At 70.3% G+C, this 18,658-nt stretch carries 16 protein-coding genes; 6 read left to right on the top strand and 10 right to left on the bottom strand.

The genetic code is table 11. From position 1 onward, the window contains the following. Positions 1–70: 70 nt before the first annotated feature. Complete coding sequence (ctaE, locus tag AC3IX6_RS27630; RefSeq protein ID WP_008738823.1) at positions 71–691, bottom strand: aa3-type cytochrome oxidase subunit III; 621 nt, start codon at positions 689–691, stop codon at positions 71–73. 200 nt (positions 692–891) lie between these two features. On the opposite strand from ctaE, the gene AC3IX6_RS27625 reads away from it, so the two are divergent. Then, positions 892–1,293 (top strand): DNA-binding transcriptional response regulator, encoded by a 402-nt coding sequence (locus AC3IX6_RS27625; protein ID WP_250742508.1) that lies wholly within the window; start codon positions 892–894, stop codon positions 1,291–1,293. 156 nt (positions 1,294–1,449) lie between these two features. On the opposite strand, the gene AC3IX6_RS27620 is transcribed toward AC3IX6_RS27625, so the two are convergent. The 4 genes from AC3IX6_RS27620 to ctaC all read right to left on the bottom strand — a co-directional run bounded on the left by AC3IX6_RS27620 (position 1,450) and on the right by ctaC (position 5,932). Continuing rightward, a complete protein-coding gene (locus tag AC3IX6_RS27620) occupies positions 1,450–2,697 on the bottom strand; it encodes a L,D-transpeptidase (RefSeq protein ID WP_489365566.1) in 1,248 nt (415 codons plus the stop codon). 138 nt (positions 2,698–2,835) lie between these two features. Beyond that, positions 2,836–3,234, bottom strand: a complete 399-nt coding sequence (locus AC3IX6_RS27615; protein WP_489365564.1) for a cytochrome c oxidase subunit 4 — start codon at positions 3,232–3,234, stop codon at positions 2,836–2,838. Then, positions 3,231–4,961: an aa3-type cytochrome oxidase subunit I gene (gene ctaD / locus AC3IX6_RS27610; protein ID WP_407839520.1), complete on the bottom strand. Its 1,731-nt coding sequence runs from the start codon at positions 4,959–4,961 to the stop codon at positions 3,231–3,233. Before ctaD ends, AC3IX6_RS27615 begins: the two co-directional genes overlap by 4 nt. After that, a complete protein-coding gene (ctaC, locus tag AC3IX6_RS27605) occupies positions 4,958–5,932 on the bottom strand; it encodes an aa3-type cytochrome oxidase subunit II (RefSeq protein ID WP_389699494.1) in 975 nt (324 codons plus the stop codon). Before ctaC ends, ctaD begins: the two co-directional genes overlap by 4 nt. 294 nt (positions 5,933–6,226) lie before the next feature. Between ctaC and AC3IX6_RS27600 the strand changes: the two genes are divergently transcribed. Continuing rightward, positions 6,227–7,609: a cysteine desulfurase/sulfurtransferase TusA family protein gene (locus tag AC3IX6_RS27600; protein WP_489365562.1), complete on the top strand. Its 1,383-nt coding sequence runs from the start codon at positions 6,227–6,229 to the stop codon at positions 7,607–7,609. A 270-nt stretch (positions 7,610–7,879) separates the two neighbouring features. On the opposite strand, the gene AC3IX6_RS27595 is transcribed toward AC3IX6_RS27600, so the two are convergent. Beyond that, positions 7,880–8,857, bottom strand: coding sequence for a carbohydrate kinase family protein (locus AC3IX6_RS27595; RefSeq protein WP_489365560.1), 978 nt, complete (start codon positions 8,855–8,857; stop codon positions 7,880–7,882). A gap of 133 nt (positions 8,858–8,990) precedes the next feature. Between AC3IX6_RS27595 and AC3IX6_RS27590 the strand changes: the two genes are divergently transcribed. After that, on the top strand, positions 8,991–9,209 hold the full coding sequence (locus AC3IX6_RS27590) for a hypothetical protein (protein WP_489365558.1): 219 nt from the start codon (positions 8,991–8,993) through the stop codon (positions 9,207–9,209). A gap of 92 nt (positions 9,210–9,301) precedes the next feature. Beyond that, on the top strand, positions 9,302–10,798 hold the full coding sequence (locus AC3IX6_RS27585; protein ID WP_489365556.1) for a hypothetical protein: 1,497 nt from the start codon (positions 9,302–9,304) through the stop codon (positions 10,796–10,798). A gap of 96 nt (positions 10,799–10,894) precedes the next feature. Here AC3IX6_RS27585 and erpA read toward each other — a convergent pair whose 3' ends face one another. Further along, complete coding sequence (erpA, locus tag AC3IX6_RS27580) at positions 10,895–11,251, bottom strand: iron-sulfur cluster insertion protein ErpA (protein ID WP_243330017.1); 357 nt, start codon at positions 11,249–11,251, stop codon at positions 10,895–10,897. Between the two features lie 318 nt (positions 11,252–11,569). On the opposite strand from erpA, the gene nadA reads away from it, so the two are divergent. Beyond that, positions 11,570–12,772 (top strand): quinolinate synthase NadA, encoded by a 1,203-nt coding sequence (gene nadA, locus AC3IX6_RS27575; RefSeq protein WP_489365554.1) that lies wholly within the window; start codon positions 11,570–11,572, stop codon positions 12,770–12,772. A gap of 86 nt (positions 12,773–12,858) precedes the next feature. Here nadA and AC3IX6_RS27570 read toward each other — a convergent pair whose 3' ends face one another. The 3 genes from AC3IX6_RS27570 to AC3IX6_RS27560 all read right to left on the bottom strand — a co-directional run bounded on the left by AC3IX6_RS27570 (position 12,859) and on the right by AC3IX6_RS27560 (position 17,803). Then, the gene (locus AC3IX6_RS27570) at positions 12,859–15,990 is read right to left on the bottom strand and encodes an efflux RND transporter permease subunit (protein ID WP_489365552.1); all 3,132 of its coding nucleotides are present in this window, start codon (positions 15,988–15,990) and stop codon (positions 12,859–12,861) included. Between the two features lie 200 nt (positions 15,991–16,190). After that, positions 16,191–16,907 carry a response regulator gene (locus AC3IX6_RS27565; RefSeq protein WP_489365550.1) on the bottom strand — a complete coding sequence of 239 codons (717 nt, stop codon included), beginning with the start codon at positions 16,905–16,907 and terminating at the stop codon, positions 16,191–16,193. A gap of 74 nt (positions 16,908–16,981) precedes the next feature. Next, positions 16,982–17,803, bottom strand: a complete 822-nt coding sequence (locus tag AC3IX6_RS27560) for an adenosylcobinamide-GDP ribazoletransferase (RefSeq protein WP_489365548.1) — start codon at positions 17,801–17,803, stop codon at positions 16,982–16,984. A gap of 70 nt (positions 17,804–17,873) precedes the next feature. Here AC3IX6_RS27560 and AC3IX6_RS27555 point away from each other — a divergent pair, with 70 nt between their 5' ends. Then, positions 17,874–18,638 (top strand): hypothetical protein, encoded by a 765-nt coding sequence (locus AC3IX6_RS27555; RefSeq protein ID WP_489365546.1) that lies wholly within the window; start codon positions 17,874–17,876, stop codon positions 18,636–18,638. Positions 18,639–18,658 lie beyond the last annotated feature (20 nt).

Here is an 18,658-nt window from a genome sequence, read left to right as displayed (position 1 = left end):
CCCGGTGTCAGGATCTTCTGCGTCGGTGTGTCTGGATGGAGTGCCGGGCACGGGCCCGGCGACGTGTTCGCTACTTGATCAGGTAGATCGTTGCGAAGAGGCCGATCCAGACGACATCGACGAAGTGCCAGTAGTAGGACACGACGATGGCCGACGTGGCCTGTTCGTGGGTGAACCTCTTGGCCGCGTACGTCCGGCCGAGGACCAGCAGGAAGGCGATGAGACCGCCCGTCACGTGCAGACCGTGGAAGCCGGTGGTCAGGTAGAAGACCGAGCCGTACGGACCGGACGAGAGGCTCATGCCCTCGTGCTTGACCAGCTCGGTGTACTCGAACACCTGGCCGCCAATGAAGATCGCACCCATGACGAACGTGATGATGAACCACGTCCTGAGCTTCTTCACGTCACCGCGCTCGGCGGCGAATACGCCGAGCTGGCAGGTGAGCGAGGAAAGCACCAGGATCGTCGTGTTCGTCGCCGAGAAGGGCAGATTCAAGGCCGAAGCCTGTTCTGTCCAGTACTCGGCGCCTGTCACGGATCGCAGGGTGAAGTACATCGCGAAGAGGGCCGCGAAGAACATCAGCTCGGAACTCAACCAGATGATGGTTCCCACGCTGACGAGGTTCGGCCTGTTGACCGTCGGGTGCGCGTGCCCGGTATCTACTGTCGTTGCTGTCGCCACGACCGACATTATGTCGGTCCCTTATCCCGCCCTCACCCCGGGGGGTGCCGTTCGGAGTGTCAGGGGCGTGTGCAAGGCCCGAACGGCCCATCAGATCGCCCTGTGGAGGTCTGATCAGCAGCCTGTGCGAACCGATGTTGACACCGGGTCGGACGGAGTAGCATCCCGCGCAACATCAACGTGATTCACGGGACACGTGGAGGAACGAAATGCGGGCGACTGCGCGGGTTCTGGTCTACAGCGACGACGCGGGCACCCGGGAGCAGGTGCGGCTGGCCGCCGGGCGCAGGCCGGCCGCCGACCTGCCGCCGGTGGAGTTCCTGGAGTGCGCCACGCTGCCGGCCGTCCTGAAGGAACTGGACGCGGGCGGCATCGACGTGTGCGTGCTGGACGGCGAGGCGGTTCCGGCCGGGGGCATGGGGGTGTGCCGGCAGATCAAGGACGAGATCTTCCAGTGCCCGCCCGTACTGCTCCTGATGGGCCGTCCGCAGGACGCCTGGCTGGCCACCTGGAGCCGCGCGGACGCCGCGGTCACCCTTCCGGTTGATCCGGTGGACTTCGCGCAGGCCCTGGCGGGTCTGCTGCGCGCACGGCTCTCCCCGGCGGCGTAACGGGGGCTGTGCGCCCCGCACAGCGCCTTACCGGCGCATACCGGGGCACGGGTGCCCGTACGGTCCGTACGGGCACCCGTGCCCCGGTTGTGGCCTCTCCGGTCTCTTCCGGCTCTCCGGTCTCTTCCGGCTCTCCCGGCGCTCCTGGCCCGGTGGTTACACCTGCGGGCGCAGGCGCGCCTGGTCGACCGGGCTGCGGCCCTCCTGGGTGCCCTTGAGGAGGGCGCTGCCCTCGCGCCAGTCCTTCCAGTCCATGTTCCAGTCGCCGTAGCCGTTGCCGAAGGTGTCCATGTCGTCGCCGATGCTGTTGATGACGCGGACGATGTCGCCTTCGCTGATGTTCTCGTAGAACCAGGCGGCGTTGCCCGTGCTCATGCCGGTGCAGCCGTGGCTGACGTTCTCGTAGCCCTGGGAGCCGACGGACCACGGCGCGGCGTGGACGTATTCACCGCTCCAGGTGACGCGGGTCGCGTAGTAGACGGGCAGGTTGTAGTACTCGCTGCCGCCGATGCCCACGGTGTCTCCGCGCATCTGGACGTAGTACTGCTTGCCGAGGACCACCTTGACGCCGTTGCGGGTGGAGAAGCCCGGCTTTCCGGTGGTCACCGGGATGGAATTGATCACTTCCCCGTTGCGCTTGAAGGTGAGCCAGTGCGAGGAGGCGTCCGTGGTGACCTCGACGCGGTCGCCGATCTCCAGCTTCAGCGGCTTGGAGGCGGCGCCGTGCAGGTCGTCGGAGATCTTGATGCCCTCCAGGTTGCTCCGGACGGACACGGTGGTGTTGGCGGGCCAGTAGTCCTTGGGCCGGTAGTGCAGCTTCTTGTCGTCCACCCAGTGCCAGGCGCCCACGGCTTCCGGCGGGGCGTCGACGACCAGGCCCCGTTCGATGACGGCGCGGGCGGCCTTGTCCTTGACGGGTTCGTTGAGTTCGGCCGTGAGGGGCTGTCCGACGCCGTACTTGCCCTCGTCCGGGCCGAATTCGACCTTGAGGACCTTCTGGGCCGGGGTGGTGTCGAAGGTGAGCGTGCGCTGCCCGGGGGCGCCCCGTTCGTCCTCGGTGCTCACGAGGACGGTGTAGCGGACGCCGGCGGCCATCGGGACGGTGCTGTGCCAGCGGTCGCCGGAGGCGGACAACTCGCCCGCCAGGCGGCGTCCGTGGGTGTCCACGGCGCTCACGTCGGTGATCCGGCCGTCGCCGCTCTTGGCGGTGACCTCCAGGGGCCGGTCCGGGTCGACCGGGCGGCTGCCGGTGGACTGGTTGAGGGCGACTTGGTCGCCCGCGTCGTAGGGGCGGGCGGACAGCGGGTTGTCGTCGCCCGACCCGCATGCGGTGGCGCCGGCCCCGAGGGACGCGACCAGCAGGGAGCAGCCGATAACGGTCCAAAGACGCGGTGACTGGTTCATGGAGCCAACGCTATGAAGATATGACAATTACGGCGCGCGGGGTGACTGCAAACGAGGGGCCCGGACTCCTCCATTGGAGGTGTCCGGGCCCCTGGTCTCACGCGGTGGCCGCCACCGTGGGTGGCGGCGCGGGTGCGGCTACTGGTTCTGGTTCTCGCCGCGGTAGTACTCGTACACCCAGCCCCACAGACCGATCAGGATCAGCGGCGCCGAGAAGTACATCAGCCACCAGCCGAAGACGACGCCCATGAAGGCGAAGGCGCCACCGATGGCCAGCGAGAGCGGCTGCCAGCTGTGCGGGGAGAAGAACCCCAGCTCGCCCGCCTCGTCGGCGACGTCGGCCTCCAGGTTGTCCTGGGCCATCTGGTCGACGCGCGCGGCCGTGAAGGCCAGGTAGTAGCCGATCATGGCGCTCAGGCCGAAGGCCAGCGCGAGCGCGGTGGTGCCGACCGGCTCCTTCGACCACACGCCGTACACGACGGTCATGATCAGGATGAAGGCGGCGAGCCACAGGAACATCCTGCCCTGGATCTTCACTTGCCGGCCTCCTTGCCACCAGCGACGGCCTTGGCGGCCACGGAGTGGTCCTCAAGGTGGTCGAGGGCCGCGATCTCGGGGTGGTGCAGATCGAATGCCGGGGATTCGGACCGGATCCTCGGCAGGGTGAGGAAGTTGTGCCGCGGCGGCGGGCAAGACGTCGCCCATTCGAGCGAACGGCCGTAGCCCCACGGGTCGTCGACGTCGATCTTCTTGCCGTACTTCGCCGTCTTCCAGACGTTGTACATGAAGGGCAGCATCGACAGGCCCAGCAGGAACGAGCTGATCGTCGAGATCGTGTTCAGCAGCGTGAAGCCGTCCGCCGCGAGGTAGTCCGCGTAACGACGCGGCATGCCCTCGGCGCCCAGCCAGTGCTGCACCAGGAAGGTGCCGTGGAAGCCGATGAACAGCGTCCAGAAGGTGATCTTGCCGAGGCGCTCGTCCAGCATCTTGCCCGTGAACTTCGGCCACCAGAAGTGGAAGCCGGCGAACATCGCGAAGACCACGGTGCCGAAGACGACGTAGTGGAAGTGCGCGACGACGAAGTACGAGTCGGAGACGTGGAAGTCCATCGGGGGCGAAGCCAGGATGACGCCGGTCAGGCCACCGAAGGTGAAGGTGACCAGGAAGCCGATCGTCCAGAGCATCGGGGTCTCGAAGGACAAGGAGCCCTTCCACATGGTGCCGATCCAGTTGAAGAACTTCACACCGGTCGGAACCGCGATGAGGAACGTCATGAAGGAGAAGAACGGCAGCAGTACACCGCCGGTGACGTACATGTGGTGGGCCCACACGGTCACCGAAAGGCCGGCGATCGAGATCGTCGCGGCGATCAGGCCGATGTAACCGAACATCGGCTTGCGCGAGAAGACCGGAATGATCTCGGAAACGATTCCGAAGAACGGTAGCGCGATGATGTACACCTCTGGGTGTCCGAAGAACCAGAAGAGGTGTTGCCACAGCAGCGCGCCGCCGTTGGCGGCGTCGAAGATGTGCGAACCGAACTTGCGGTCGGCCTCCAGCGCGAAGAGCGCGGCGGCCAGCACCGGGAAGGCGAGCAGGACCAGAACACCGGTCAGCAGCACGTTCCAGGTGAAGATCGGCATGCGGAACATCGTCATGCCGGGGGCGCGCATGCAGATGATCGTGGTGATGAAGTTGACCGAACCGAGGATCGTGCCGAAGCCCGAGAAGGCCAGACCCATGATCCACATGTCGGCGCCGATGCCCGGCGAGCGGACGGCGTCCGACAGCGGGGAGTAGGCGAACCAACCGAAGTCGGCGGCACCCGAGGGGGTGACGAAGCCGGCCACCGCGATGGTCGAACCGAAGAGGTACAGCCAGTACGCGAACATGTTCAGCCGCGGGAACGCCACGTCGGGCGCGCCGATCTGCAGCGGCATGATCCAGTTCGCGAAGCCCGCGAACAGCGGGGTGGCGAACATCAGCAGCATGATCGTGCCATGCATGGTGAACGCCTGGTTGAACTGCTCGTTCGACATGATCTGCGTACCCGGACGGGCCAGCTCGGCGCGCATGAAGAGCGCGAGGAGGCCGCCGATGAGGAAGAACACGAACGACGTGAGCAGGTACATCGTGCCGATGGTCTTGTGGTCGGTAGTGGTCAACCACTTCACGACGACATTGCCCGGCTGCTTGCTCCGTACCGGCAACTCGTTCTCGTACGAGTCGGCCTCGGCACCCTGAGGCTGGTTGAGGATGCTCACAGTTTGTTCACCTCAGCATTGCGGGCCGGGTCGGTCTGCTGGATGCCGGCGGGGAGGAAGCCGGTCTGACCCTTCTCCGCGAGCTCCTTCAGGTGCGCCTTGTACGCCTCCGGGGAGACGACCTTGACGTTGAAGAGCATTCGGGAGTGGTCGACACCGCAGAGCTCGGCGCACTTGCCCATGAAGACGCCCTCTTCGGTCGGGGTGACCTCGAAGACGTTGGTGTGCCCCGGAATGACGTCCTGCTTGAACAGGAAGGGGACCACCCAGAAGGAGTGGATGACGTCGTTGGACGACAGGATGAAGCGGACCTTCTCACCCTTCGGCAGCCAGAGCGTCGGGCCCGGGTTGCCGGTCTCCGCGTTCCGGTCGCTCGGGACGCCCTTGGTGTAGACGCCTTCGGCGCCCGCCGGGAAGTCCTTGGTGTAGCGGTCCGGGATGGTGGCGAGTTCCTTGGGAACCTCGCCCGCCTTCGGAGTCGCCGCATCGCCGTCGACGTTCTCGACGTAGTTGAAGCCCCAGCTCCACTGGTAGCCGATCACGTTGATCGTGTGCGCCGGCTTGGCGGAGAGGGAGAGCAGCTTCGACTCGTCGCGCGCGGTGAAGTAGAAGAGCACCGAGACGATGATGAGCGGGACCACGGTGTACAGCGCCTCGATGGGCATGTTGTACCGGGTCTGCGGGGGAACCTCGACCTTGGTCCGGCTGCGCCGGTGGAAGATGACGCTCCACATGATCAGGCCCCACACGAGGATGCCGGTGATCAGAGCGGCCGCCCAGGACCCCTGCCACAGGGAGAGGATGCGAGGCGCCTCTTCAGTGACCGGGGTGGGCAATCCGAGGCGGGGGAAGTCTTTCCATGTATACGAGCAACCAGTGGCGGTCGCCAGGACCACGCCCGCAGTCAGCGCCTGCAGCAGCTTCCGCCGCATCGGGCGCCGCGGCGAGCGGTCGGAGCCGTAGGGACTCACGTAGCGCCTTCCCGAGAGTCTCGGCCCGCGCGGCCGGCCGCGGCCGCATTCGGGTCGGTCGCCGGCCCTGACGCAGGCAGGGGTTTGGATGTTTATGCGGACCAAACCCTACTGGACGCTATTTGGGGTCGCGCGGGGAGGGTGCCCAACGCGCCGTTACTGACCCCGAAGGGATGGATCCGCCGTACGGGGGACGGCCCAACGGGCCCCGAATGGCGGGGTCCCGGCGACATCTGACGGGCCCTGAAGTCGCCCGATCGCGGCGCCGGCGTGGCGGGCGGTTAGCGTGACCGGATGCCGTACTTCGACACCGCGTCCGCCGCCCCGCTGCACCCCGTGGCCCGGCAGGCGCTCCAGGCCTCCCTTGACGAAGGCTGGGCCGACCCGGCCCGGCTGTACCGCGAAGGGCGCCGGGCCCGGCTGCTGCTGGACGCGGCGCGGGAGGCGGCGGCGGAGGCGGTGGGCTGCCGCCCCGACGAGCTCGTGTTCACTCCTTCGGGGACGCACGCGGTTCACTCGGGCATGGCCGGGGTCCTGGCGGGGCGTCGGCGCGTCGGCGGGCATCTGGTCGTATCAGCGGTGGAACACAGTTCCGTCCTGCACGCGGCGGAGCTCCACGCGGCGGGCGGCGGGCGGGTGGAGGAGGTCCCGGTGGACCGCTTCGGCCGGGTCCGCTCCTCTTCCTACGCGGAACTCCTGGGGTCCTCCACCGCGCTGGCCTGTCTCCAGTCGGCCAACCACGAGGTGGGCACCGTCCAGCCCGTGGCGGAGGTCGCCGACGCGTGCGCCGCCGCCGGGGTGCCGCTGCTGGTGGACGCCGCGCAGTCGCTGGGCTGGGGGCCCGTCCCCGGGAACTGGTCCGTGCTGTGCGCGAGCGCCCACAAATGGGGCGGCCCGGCCGGGGTCGGCCTTCTGGCGGTCCGCAAGGGAGTGCGCTTCGCACCCCAAGGCCCCGCCGACGAAAGGGAGTCGGGGCGCTCCCCCGGCTTCGTCAACCTGCCCGCGGTCGTCGCCGCGGCGGCCTCCCTGCGGGCCGTGCGGGCCGAGGCGGAGGCGGAGGCGGCCCGGCTGCGGATCCTGGTGGACCGGCTGCGGCGGCGGGTGGCCCGCCTGGTGCCGGACGTGGAGGTGGTGGGCCATCCCGACCTGCGGCTCCCGCACCTGGTCACCTTCTCCTGCCTGTACGTGGACGGGGAGACCCTGCTCCACGGGCTGGACCGGGCCGGCTACTCCGTCTCCTCCGGCTCCTCGTGCACCAGCTCGACGCTGACGCCGTCCCATGTCCTGCGGGCCATGGGGGTGCTGTCGGAGGGAAACGTACGGGTGTCCCTGCCGGCCGGCACGACGGCGGCGGAGGTCAACGGCTTCCTGGAGGTCCTGCCAGGGCTGGTGGCGGGGGTGCGCGAGCAACTCGGCGCGGTGGAACCGGTGATGGCCGCCGATCCGGAGGCGGAGTCCCTGGAACTGGACACCCTCGGCCTGCGGTGTCCGCAGCCGGTGATCGAGCTGGCCCGGGCGATCGGCCGGGTCCCGGTGGGGGGCACGGTGACCGTCCTGTCGGACGACGAGGTGGCGCGGCTGGACATTCCGGCGTGGTGCGCGATGCGGGGGCAGACCTACGTGGGCGAAGCCCCGCGTCCCCTGGGTACTGCGTACACGGTCCGCCGGGCGGTCTGACCCGGGGGGGGCGGCCCCGCGGGGCGAAGTCCCCTACCCGCCCTTCCACCGTTCCCCGGGCTGCGCCCGGACCCCCTGGGGCTCCGCCCCGGACCCCGCGCCTCAAACGCCGGCGGGGCTGGGTTTATCCAGCCCGTCCGGCGTTTGAGGACCCGGGTCCGGGGCGGAGCCCGGGGAACGGGCGAAGGGCGGGCAGGGGAACTCCGCCCCGCAGGGCCGAAGCACCCGTACCCGCCCGCAGCCGGTCTCAGGGACCGGCCCCGCGAGGGGCTACGCCGGGAGGTGGGACTGGACTTCCGCCGCCGCCTCGTCGCCGTAGGCCTTCGTGAAGCGCTCCATGAAGTGGGCGCGGCCCAGGGTGTACTCCTGGGTGCCGAGGGTCTCGATGACGAGCGTGGCCAGCATGCAGCCGACCTGCGCGGCGCGCTCCAGGCCGACGCCCCAGCCGAGGCCCGTCAGGAACCCCGCGCGGAACGCGTCGCCGACGCCGGTCGGGTCGACCTTCGCGGTCTCCTCCGGGCAGCCGACCACGATCGGGTCGTGGCCGACCCGCTCGATGCGGACGCCGTTCGAGCCGAGCGTGGTGACCCGGGTGCCGACCTTCGCCAGGATCTCCGCGTCGGTCCAGCCGGACTTCGCCTCGATGAGGCCCTTCTCGTACTCGTTCGAGAAGAGGTACGTCGCGCCCTCCATGAGGGTGCGGATGTTGTCGCCGTCCATGCGGGCGATCTGCTGCGAGAAGTCCGCCGCGAAGGGGATCTCCCGCGTCCGGCACTCCTCCGTGTGGCGCAGCATCGCCTCGGGGTCGTCCGCGCCGATCAGGACGAGGTCCAGGCCGCCGACCCGGTCCGCGACCGACTTCAGCTCGATCAGGCGGGCCTCGCTCATCGCGCCCGTGTAGAAGGAGCCGATCTGGTTGTGGTCCGAGTCCGTCGTGCAGACGAAGCGCGCGGTGTGCAGGACCTCGGAGATCCGCACGGACTGGGTGTCGACCCCGTTGCGGTCGAGCCAGGCGCGGTACTCGTCGAAGTCGGAGCCGGCGGCTCCGACGAGGATCGGCCGGGCGCCGAGCTGCCCCATGCCGAAGCAGATGTTCGGGCCGACGCCGCCGCGCCGCACGTCGAGGTTGTCGACGAGGAAGGAGAGGGAGACCGTGTGCAGCTGGTCCGCGACCAACTGGTCGGCGAAGCGGCCGGGGAAGGTCATGAGGTGGTCGGTGGCGATGGAGCCGGTGACTGCGATACGCACGGCGTGGACGCTCCTGCGGGGGAAGGCAAGGGGACAGTCAAAACTACCCGGTCGGGGGGCGAACGGCCGACCGGCCGAAACTACCCCGTAGTAGCTCTTTCTTCGCTCGCGGTGCCGTGCCTACCGTGCCCCCATGACCTACACCGATGGCTTCGGGCACGTCCGGACCTCCGAGAACGCGGCGGGCACCGAGTTCGAACAGCTGCTGGGCGACTGCGCCCGGATGGCCCCGCATTGGCCGGTTCCCGCGGATCCGCGGCCGGATCGGGTGGCTCCCTCGCAGATCATCGGGATCCGCGTCCCGGCGGCCTCGGCCCGTCTCATCGCCTCCACGGCGGTCTACGGCTACTAGTCCGGCCGGCCGGGCCGCCCGGGCGGAACCGGATCCGCGTCTGTTCCGTCACACCCGCATCACCCCATGCGGGACGGCAAAGGAGCGATGCGGTGACCAGCGAACAACCCGATGGACCGGAAGCACCCGAGACACCCGAGGTGCTCGGCACCCCCGGTGCGGCACGGGCCACACGACGGCGGCCGGTCTGGGTCGTCGGTTCGATCGCGGCCGCCGTCCTGCTCACCGGCGGCGGCACCGCGTACTGGGCGTCGACCGCCCACGGCGACGGCCGTACGGGCGACAGCGCCGCGGCCTCCGCGCCCAGCGCGCTGCCCACTCCGCCCGGGCCCGGCATCGCCCCCGGTGAGCCCGACCCGTCCGGCGGCGGGGTCACGTACACGGCCGACGTCCCCCTGCCGGAGGGCCCGGCCACCGCGCCGGCCTTCGCGGCGGGCGGTGAGGTGACCTCCGCCGAGGTGGCGCGGCTCGTGACGGCACTGGGGATCTCCGGCGCGCCCCGGCTCGTCGGGCAGACCTGGCAGGCCGGGGAGGGCGCGGACGGCTCCGGGCCCCGGCTCACGGTGAACCTCAAGGCGCCCGGGACCTGGACCTTCTCCCGGTTCCAGGTCGGCGGCACCGGGGACGACTGCGTGCGCGGCAAGGACACCTGCGGCCCGGCCACCCTCCCCCAGGACCTGGGTCGGGAGCACGGCGGCACCGGCGGGACGCCCGTCTCCGAGGAGGCCGCCAAGGCCGCCGCCGCGCCCGTGCTGGCGGCCGTGGGGCAGGACGGGGCCGCGCTCGACGCGCGGCTCGCCCAGGGCTCCGTACGCGTGGTGACGGCCGACCCGGTGATCGGCGGCCTGCCCACGCAGGGCTGGTCCACCCGGGTGGGCGTCGGGGCGGACTCCCGGGTGGTGTCGGGCAGCGGCGAGCTGAAGGCTCCGGTGCGGGCCGCCGAGCAGCCGGTGATCGGCGCCGTCGACGCGCTGGCCCGGCTGAACGACAAGGGGCGGGGTTCCGGCGCCACGGATCCCGGCCCGAGCGGCTGCGCCACGAGCGTCCCGCTGACTCCGGACTCCCCGGACGGCGCCACGGACACGCTGCCGTGCAACCCGGATCCCCGGCCGATGAAGCCGACGCGGACGGAGTCGGTGCGGGGCGCCCGGCTCGGGCTGGTGCCGGGCACGGTCGACGGGGCCCGCGGCCTGGTGCCGGGCTGGCTGTTCGAGGTGGCCGGCAAGAGCGGCGGCCCGGGCCACACGGTGGCCCAGTCGGCGGCCCTGACCGAGGAGACTCCCCCGGTGGACCTGCCCACCCCGGTCGACCCGCCCGCGAAGGGGCAGACCGTGCCCGGTTTCTCGTACGCCGCGGCCGACCGGACCCTGACCGTGAACTTCTGGGGCGGGGTGTGCAGCACGTACGCCCTGGAGATCCGGGAGCAGCCCGAGTCGGTGATGGTGAAGATCACGGACACCCCGAACAAGCCGGGGCAGGCCTGCATCATGCTGGCGCAGGAGATGATCGTGACGGGCACGCTCCAGCAGCCGCTGGGCGACCGCAAGGTGATCGACGCGACCACGGGCAAGACGGTCCCCCGCCAGTAGGCGCCGGGACGTGCGAGAGGGGCCCGTCCGCGGATGTCCGCGGGCGGGCCCCTCTCGTCGCCCTACGGGCCCGGCAGGGCCGTCGGGGCTACCGGCCTAGTTGAACGAGTCGCCGCAGGCGCAGGAGCCCGTGGCGTTCGGGTTGTCGATCGTGAAGCCCTGCTTCTCGATGGTGTCGACGAAGTCGATCGACGCGCCGTGCAGGTACGGGGAGCTCATCCGGTCGGTGACGACCTTCACACCGTCGAAGTCCTTCACGACGTCGCCGTCGAGGGAGCGCTCGTCGAAGAAGAGCTGGTAGCGCAGGCCGGAGCAGCCGCCGGGCTGGACGGCGACGCGCAGCGCCAGGTCATCGCGGCCTTCCTGCTCCAGCAGGGTCCTGACCTTCTCGGCGGCGGCGTCGGACAGGAGGATGCCGTCGCTCACGGTGGTCTTTTCGTCCTGTACGGACATCTGCATTCACTCCCGAAGTGGGCGGCTCCCCGCCGGGAGCGGGGAAACGTCGGACTCTTGCCGTCGGTGGCAACGAGCGGGACCGCGGATTCATTCCGGGACCCGACGCGTGTTTCAGAAATTCCATGCTCGCACACCACCGCGCGGTGGTGGGTCCCCGCGAGGCACCCGCGGCGGGCGGGCGAATTCGTCACATCGACACTATCGGCATCGTCAAAGTGACGTGAAGCAGTTATGATAGATAACGTCAAATAGACGAGAAGTCGAAGCGATGCCTTCAGAGTGGCTTCAGAAGTCCCTTGTCGCAGAACAGAAAGGGTGCGTGTCGTGACCACCGCCCAGCCTTTGGACAACCAGCCTTTGGACGTCCAGCCGACGCCCCTTGCCTTGCTGCTGCTCGGCCGCGAAGCCGACCCCAAGAGCGAGCGCGGGGTGGAGTGCCCCGGCGACCTGCCCTCGCCGTCGGACCCGGACCTCGTGGCGCGCGCCCGCGCCGCCAAGGAGAAGCTCGGGGACAAGGTCTTCATCCTCGGCCACCACTACCAGCGTGACGAGGTCATCGAGTTCGCCGACGTCACCGGTGACTCCTTCAAGCTCGCCAAGGACGCGGCCGCCAAGCCGGAGGCCGAGTACATCGTCTTCTGCGGCGTCCACTTCATGGCCGAGTCCGCGGACATCCTCACCTCGGACGACCAGAAGGTCGTCCTGCCGGACCTGGCCGCGGGCTGCTCGATGGCCGACATGGCCACCGCCGAGCAGGTCGCGGAGTGCTGGGACGTGCTGACCGACGCCGGTATCGCCGGAGTCACGGTCCCCGTCTCGTACATGAACTCCTCGGCCGACATCAAGGCCTTCACCGGCAAGCACGGCGGGACGATCTGTACCTCGTCCAACGCCAAGAAGGCCCTGGAGTGGGCGTTCGAGCAGGGCGAGAAGATCCTCTTCCTCCCGGACCAGCACCTGGGCCGCAACACCGCCGTCCGCGACATGGGCCTGTCCCTCGACGACTGCGTGCTGTACAACCCGCACAAGCCGAACGGCGGCCTGACCGTCGAGGAGCTGCGGAACGCCAAGATGATCCTGTGGCGCGGTCACTGCTCGGTGCACGGCCGGTTCTCGGTCGACTCGGTGAACGACGTGCGCGCCCGCATCCCCGGCGTGAACGTCCTGGTCCACCCGGAGTGCAAGCACGAGGTCGTGGCGGCCGCGGACTACGTCGGCTCCACCGAGTACATCATCAAGGCGCTGGAGGCGGCCCCGGCCGGCTCCAAGTGGGCCATCGGCACCGAGCTGAACCTCGTCCAGCGTCTGGCGAACCGATTCGCCGCAGAGGACAAGGAAGTCGTCTTCCTCGACAAGACGGTCTGCTTCTGCTCGACGATGAACCGCATCGACCTCCCCCACCTGGTGTGGACCCTGGAGTCCCTGGCCGAGGGCAACCTCGTCAACCAGATCCAGGTCGACAAGGAGACCGCGGACTTCGCCAAGCTCGCCCTGGAGCGGATGCTCGCGCTTCCGTAACCCGGTCCGGCAGCGGAACGCGCAACGACCGAAGGGCCGCCCCTCCTGCGAGGGGCGGCCCTTCGGCGTGTACGTGCGTACGGACCTCAGACCTTGACCGGGCTCTCGTCCTCCGCCGGGGCGGCCGGGGACGGGACCACGGTCAGCCGGGCCCTCTTCTTCGCGCTGCGGCGCTCCTTGCGGAGCTCCAGCATCGTGTAGAGGGTCGGCACCAGGAGCAGGGTCAGCAGGGTGGAGCTGATGAGGCCGCCGATGACGACCACCGCGAGCGGCTGCGAGATGAAGCCGCCCTCGCCGGTGACGCCCAGCGCCATCGGGAGCAGCGCGAAGATCGTCGCCAGTGCCGTCATCAGGATCGGGCGCAGCCGGTGGCGGCCGCCCTCGACGACCGCCTCGATCACGCCGTAGCCCTGGGCGCGGTACTGGTTGACCAGGTCGATCAGGACGATCGCGTTGGTCACGACGATGCCGATGAGCATCAGCATGCCGATCAGCGCCGGGACGCCGAGCGGGGTGCCGGTGACCAGGAGCAGGCCGAGCGCGCCGGTCGCGGCGAACGGGATCGAGACCAGCAGGATCAGCGGCTGGACCAGCGAACGGAACGTCGCGACGAGCAGCATGAACACGATCGCGATGGCCGCGAGCATGGCCAGGCCCAGCTGGCCGAAGGCCTCGCTCTGGTCCTGTCCGACGCCGCCGATGGTCGCCGTGGCGCCCGCGGGCAGGTCCAGGGCCTTGATCTTCGACTGCAGGGTGGAGCTGACGGCGCCGGTGTTGTCGCCGATCGGCTTCGCGCTGATGGTCGCGGCGCGGGCGCCGTCGATCCGGGTCATCGCGACGGGGCCGGGGACCTCCTTGACCTCGGCGATGTCGCCGAGCTTCACGGGGCCGACGGGCAGCGCCTGCAGCTGGGCCAGGGTGGTGGCCGGCTGCGCGGACCTGATGACGATGTCCCGCTCGGTGTCGTCCAGTACGGCCTTGCCCGCCGGGTTTCCGCGTACGGCCTGGCCGACGAGGGCGCCGAGCGCCGCCTGGTTCAGGCCGAACTCCGCCGCCTTGGGGGTGGCGGTGACCGAGATCCGGGGCACGGACTGGGACAGGTCGCTCTGGACGTCGGTGACGTCCTCGATCTTCGCCACCTCGGCGCGGACCTGCTCGGCGGCCTGGGCCAGGACGGCCCCGTCACCGGCCTTGACCACGACGCTGAGGTTCTGGCTGCCGAAGCCGTCGCCGGCCGCGATGGTGGTCTCGCCTATGCCGTCGATCCCCTTGAGGGCGGTCTCGATGTGCTTCTTGGCGGACTCGGTCTTCCCCGAGTCCTCCAGCGTGACCTGGTACGAGGCCTGGTTGGAGCCCGTACCGCCGCCGAAGGCGGCCATGAAGCCGGAGGAGCCGACGGTGACCTGGTAGTCCTTGACCCCGTCGGTCCCCTCCAGCACCTTCTCGACCTTGCGGCTCGCCTCGTCGGCGGCGGCCAGCGAGGTGCCGGGCGGCAACTGCTGCTTGATGCTGAGGACTTCCTGCTCGCCCTGGTCGAAGAAGTTCGTCTTGAGCAGCGGGGTCATCCCCAGCGTCGCGACGAACACCACGGCGGCGACGACCAGGGTGGCGATCCGGCGGCGGGTGACCAGGTCCAGCGCCCGTACGTAGAACTGCTGGAGCTTGCTGCGGGACTCCTTCTCCTCGGCCTCGCGGCGGGCCTTCTCGATGCTCGCGGCGTCTCCCTCGCTGACGCCCTTCGGCGCGCGCAGGAACCAGTAGGAGAGCACCGGCACGACCGTCAGGGAGACGAGCAGCGAGGCCAGCAGGGCCGCGGTGACGGTGATGGAGAACGGGCCGAAGAACTGGCCGACCATGCCGCCGACGAAGGCGATCGGCAGGAAGACGGCGACGGTGGTGAGCGTGGAGGAGGTGACCGCGCCGGCCACCTCCTTGACCGCGGTGATGATCGCGTGCTGCCGCTCCTCGCCGTAGCCGAGGTGGCGCTTGATGTTCTCCAGGACCACGATCGAGTCGTCGACGACCCGGCCGATGGCGATGGTGAGCGCGCCCAGCGTCAGCATGTTGAGGGAGAGGTCGCGGGTCCACAGCACGATCAGCGCGAGGACGACGGACAGCGGGATGGAGACCGCGGTGACCAGCGTCGAGCGCAGCGAGCCGAGGAAGACCAGGATCACGATGACCGCGAAGACCAGGCCGAGCAGGCCCTCGGTGGTCAGGCCCGAGATGGACTTGGCGACGGCCGGGCCCTGGTCGCTGACCACGGTCAGGTCGGCGCCGGAGCCGAGGGTGGAGCGGAGCTCGGGCAGCTTGTCCTTGACCGCGTCCGAGATGGCGACGGCGCTGCCGTCCTTGTCCATGGTGAGGACCAGGGCGAGGCTGGGCTTGCCGTTGGTGCGGGTGAGGGAGTCGGCCTTGGCCGGCTCCTGCTTCACGCTCGCCACGTCGCCGAGGCGGACGGCGGGCTTGCCCGGTCCGGTGGTGAGGCGCAGGTCCTCCAGCTGGGCGAGCGAGGTGAAGCCCGAACCGACGCGCACCGTGCGGTTCTTGCCCGCCTCGTCGAAGGAGCCGGCGGGGATCGTGGCGCCGCCCGCCTGGAGGCCCTGGGCCAGGGCGCCGCCGTCGAGGCCGGCGGCGGCGAGCTTGGCGTCGTCGGGGGTGACGGTGACCTGGAGGTCGCGGACCCCGTCGACGGTGACCTGGCCGACGCCCGCGATGTCCTCCAGAGCGGGGACCACGGACTTGTTCAGCTGGTCGGCCAGCGCCTGCTGGTCCTTGTCGGAGGTGACGGCGAGGACCACGGTCGGCATGTCGTCGGTGGAACCGGCGATCACCTGCGGGTCCACCTCGGCGGGCAGCCGTACGCGGGCCCGGTTGACGGCCTGCTGGACGTCGGCGACGAGCTGCTTGGTGCCGTCGTCGCCGTAGTCGAAGGTCGCCATGATCAGGGCGTTGCCCTCGCTGGCGGTGGACGTGATGCCGGTGATGCCGTCGACGCCCTTGAGCATGGCTTCGATCGGTTCGACGACCTGCTTCTCCACCACGTCGGGCGAGGCGCCCTGGTACGGCGCGAGCACGGACACCATCGGCAGGTCGATGGAGGGCAGCAGCTGCTGCTTGAGCTGCGGGATGGCAATGGCGCCGAAGAGGAGCGCGACGAGCGACACGAGGCCGATCAGCGCCCTTTGGGCGAGGCTGAAGCGGGACAGCCGGAACATGGCTATGGGGATCTCTCTGCAGGGACGCGGTGACGTCTACGAGGCATGACGGGCAGCCGTGCCTTCGGGCACGCGCGGGGCCCCTCAGCCTCTCGTGCGCACGGGCACGCCGACGTCGCCCCCAGGTCTCGTCCTTATCCGGGGCATACCGCGTCCGCAGTAGGCGGGCGTACTCCGGACCGCCGTCCCGCTCCGTCCGACTAGTCGGCCCTGGGCCGGACCAGTCCCGATTCGTACGCGATGACCACCAATTGCGCCCGGTCGCGGGCGCCGAGCTTGGACATGGCCCGGTTCACGTGGGTCTTCACGGTGAGCGGGCTGACTTCCAGCCGGCCGGCGATCCCGTCGTTGGACAGGCCCGCGGCCACGAGGACGAGGACCTCGCGCTCGCGTCCGGTCAGCGCGGCCAGGCGCTGTAGGTGGGCGGCGCCCGCGGCGGGGGTGTCCCCGGCGCCGCCGCCCTGCGCGAGGAAGGTGGCGATGAGCCCCTTGGTGGCGGCCGGGGAGAGCAGCGCGTCGCCGGCGGCCGCGACGCGGATGGCGTTGAGCAGCTCCTCGGGCTCGGCGCCCTTGCCGAGGAACCCGGAGGCGCCCGCCCGCAGGGCCGCCGCCACGTACTCGTCCACCTCGAAGGTCGTCAGCATCACCACGCGCACGCCGGTCAGTTCGGGGTCGGCGCTGATCAGCCGGGTGGCGGCGAGGCCGTCGGTGCCGGGCATCCGGATGTCCATGAGCACGACGTCGGGCCGGACCGTGCGCGCCAGCTCGAAGGCCTGCGCCCCGTCGGAGGCCTCCCCGACGACGCACATGTCGGCCTCGGAGTCGACGAGCACCTTGAACGCGCTGCGCAGCAGGGCCTGATCGTCGGCGAGGAGCACCCGGATGGGCGTCGGGTCCTGGTTCGGGGTCTTTTCCACGCCCTGACCCTACGTCGCCCCGCGCGGCCGGGACCGGGCGGTCGGGCCGGGCCGGGTGCGGCCGGGCCGGGAGGCTAGCCCAGGGCCAGTACGACCAGGGCCGTCGTCGCCGAGACCTCGGCCAGGGCTCCGAACACGTCACCGGTGACCCCGTCGAAGCGGCGCACGCAGCGGCGGAGCAGGGCCTCCGCAGCCAGCAGGGCGGCCAGGACCGCCACCGCGTGCTGCGCGGCGGCCGGCAGGCCCAGCGGCAGCGCGGCGGCGGCGGACAGGACCAGCACGAGCCCGGCGACCACGGCGGCCGCCTCGCGCGGGACGACTCCGGCGACGGCCGCGCCCAGCCCCTCGGGGCGGGCCGGGGGGACCCCGTCGCGGGAGGCCAGGGTCATGGCGAGCCGGGCGGTGACGGCGGCGAGCACGGCGGCCAGGGCGCCCCGGATCCAGCTGTCGGCGTACACGTTCGCCAGGGCCGCGACCTGGACCAGCAGGACGAAGACCAGGGCCACCACCCCGAAGGGGCCGATGTCGGACTGCTTCATGATGCGCAGCGCGGCGTCGGCGGGCTTGGCACTGCCCAGTCCGTCCACCGTGTCGGCGAGGCCGTCCAGGTGCAGGGCGCGGGTCAGGGCCGCGGGTACGGCGACGGTGACGGCCGCGGCGAGCAGCGGACCGCCGCCGCACAGCAGCAGGACCACGCCGGGGGCGGCCGCGAGGAGCCCCACGACGAGCCCGGCGAGCGGGGCGCAGGCCATGCCGGTGCGGGCGGCGGGACGGTCCCAGCGGGTGATGCGGGTGGGCAGCACGGTGAGCGTGCCGAAGGCGAAGCGGACCCCGTCGAGCAGCGAGGCGCGCTCCGGGGGCGGCGTCGGGGACGGGCCGTCGTACGAATCTGTCATCGGCGCGAACGCTACCTGCTCGACCGGACCGGTAAGTTACCCAATACACCCCAAATCGGGAGGTGGTGGCATGGGTCACTGGTGGTATCGCAACATCATGGAGCCGGGGAAGCTCCCGCTGCTCCTCGCGCTGGTCTCCTTCGTCCTGTCCTTCCTGGTCACCCGCGTGATCACCCGGATGATCCGGGCGGGCCGGGGCCCCTTCAAGAACGTCACCCCGGGCGGGATGCACATCCACCACGTGGTCCCGGGCGTGATCCTCGTGATCATCGGCGGCTTCGGGGCGATCGGGAGCGCCCGGCACAGCTTCGGGGCCGGTCTGTCGGCCGTGATCTTCGGGCTGGGCGCGGGGCTGGTGCTGGACGAGTTCGCGCTGATCCTGCACCTGGACGACGTCTACTGGAGCGAGCAGGGCCGCAAGAGCGTGGAGATCGTGGTCCTGACGGCGGCGATCGTGGCGCTGGTGCTGGGGGGTTTCCTGCCGTTCGGGGTCAACGACCTCACCGAGGACGAGCGGCACAACCGCGGGCTGGTCGCCATGAACACGGCGACCAACTTCTTCCTCGCCCTGATCGCCCTGTGGAAGGGGAAGGCGCGCACCGCCTTCTTCGGGACGGTCATCCCCTTCGTCGCGCTGATCGGCTCGATCCGCCTGGCCCGGCCCGGTTCCCCGTACGCGAAGAAGTTCTACGCGAACCGGCCGAAGGCCCGCGCCAAGGCCCAGCTGCGCGCCTTCCACCACGACCGGCGGTGGTCCTCGCCGCGGCGCAAGTTCGAGAACTTCATCGGCGGGACCCCGGACGGGGAACGGTCCTCCGAGAAGGAGTCGCACTGACGGAACGGAGAAGGGCCCGC

This window comes from Streptomyces sp. GL_141, assembly GCF_057834385.1.
This window is presented reverse-complemented; position numbering and strand designations above follow the sequence as displayed.

Coding starts and splice junctions, on each gene's coding strand:
- ctaE (WP_008738823.1), bottom strand. CDS start 691: ATGTCGGTCGTGGCGACAGCAACGACAGTAGATACCGGGCACGCGCAC.
- AC3IX6_RS27625 (WP_250742508.1), top strand. CDS start 892: ATGCGGGCGACTGCGCGGGTTCTGGTCTACAGCGACGACGCGGGCACC.
- AC3IX6_RS27620 (WP_489365566.1), bottom strand. CDS start 2,697: ATGAACCAGTCACCGCGTCTTTGGACCGTTATCGGCTGCTCCCTGCTG.
- AC3IX6_RS27600 (WP_489365562.1), top strand. CDS start 6,227: ATGCCGTACTTCGACACCGCGTCCGCCGCCCCGCTGCACCCCGTGGCC.
- AC3IX6_RS27590 (WP_489365558.1), top strand. CDS start 8,991: ATGACCTACACCGATGGCTTCGGGCACGTCCGGACCTCCGAGAACGCG.
- erpA (WP_243330017.1), bottom strand. CDS start 11,251: ATGTCCGTACAGGACGAAAAGACCACCGTGAGCGACGGCATCCTCCTG.
- AC3IX6_RS27570 (WP_489365552.1), bottom strand. CDS start 15,990: ATGTTCCGGCTGTCCCGCTTCAGCCTCGCCCAAAGGGCGCTGATCGGC.
- AC3IX6_RS27560 (WP_489365548.1), bottom strand. CDS start 17,803: ATGACAGATTCGTACGACGGCCCGTCCCCGACGCCGCCCCCGGAGCGC.
- AC3IX6_RS27555 (WP_489365546.1), top strand. CDS start 17,874: ATGGGTCACTGGTGGTATCGCAACATCATGGAGCCGGGGAAGCTCCCG.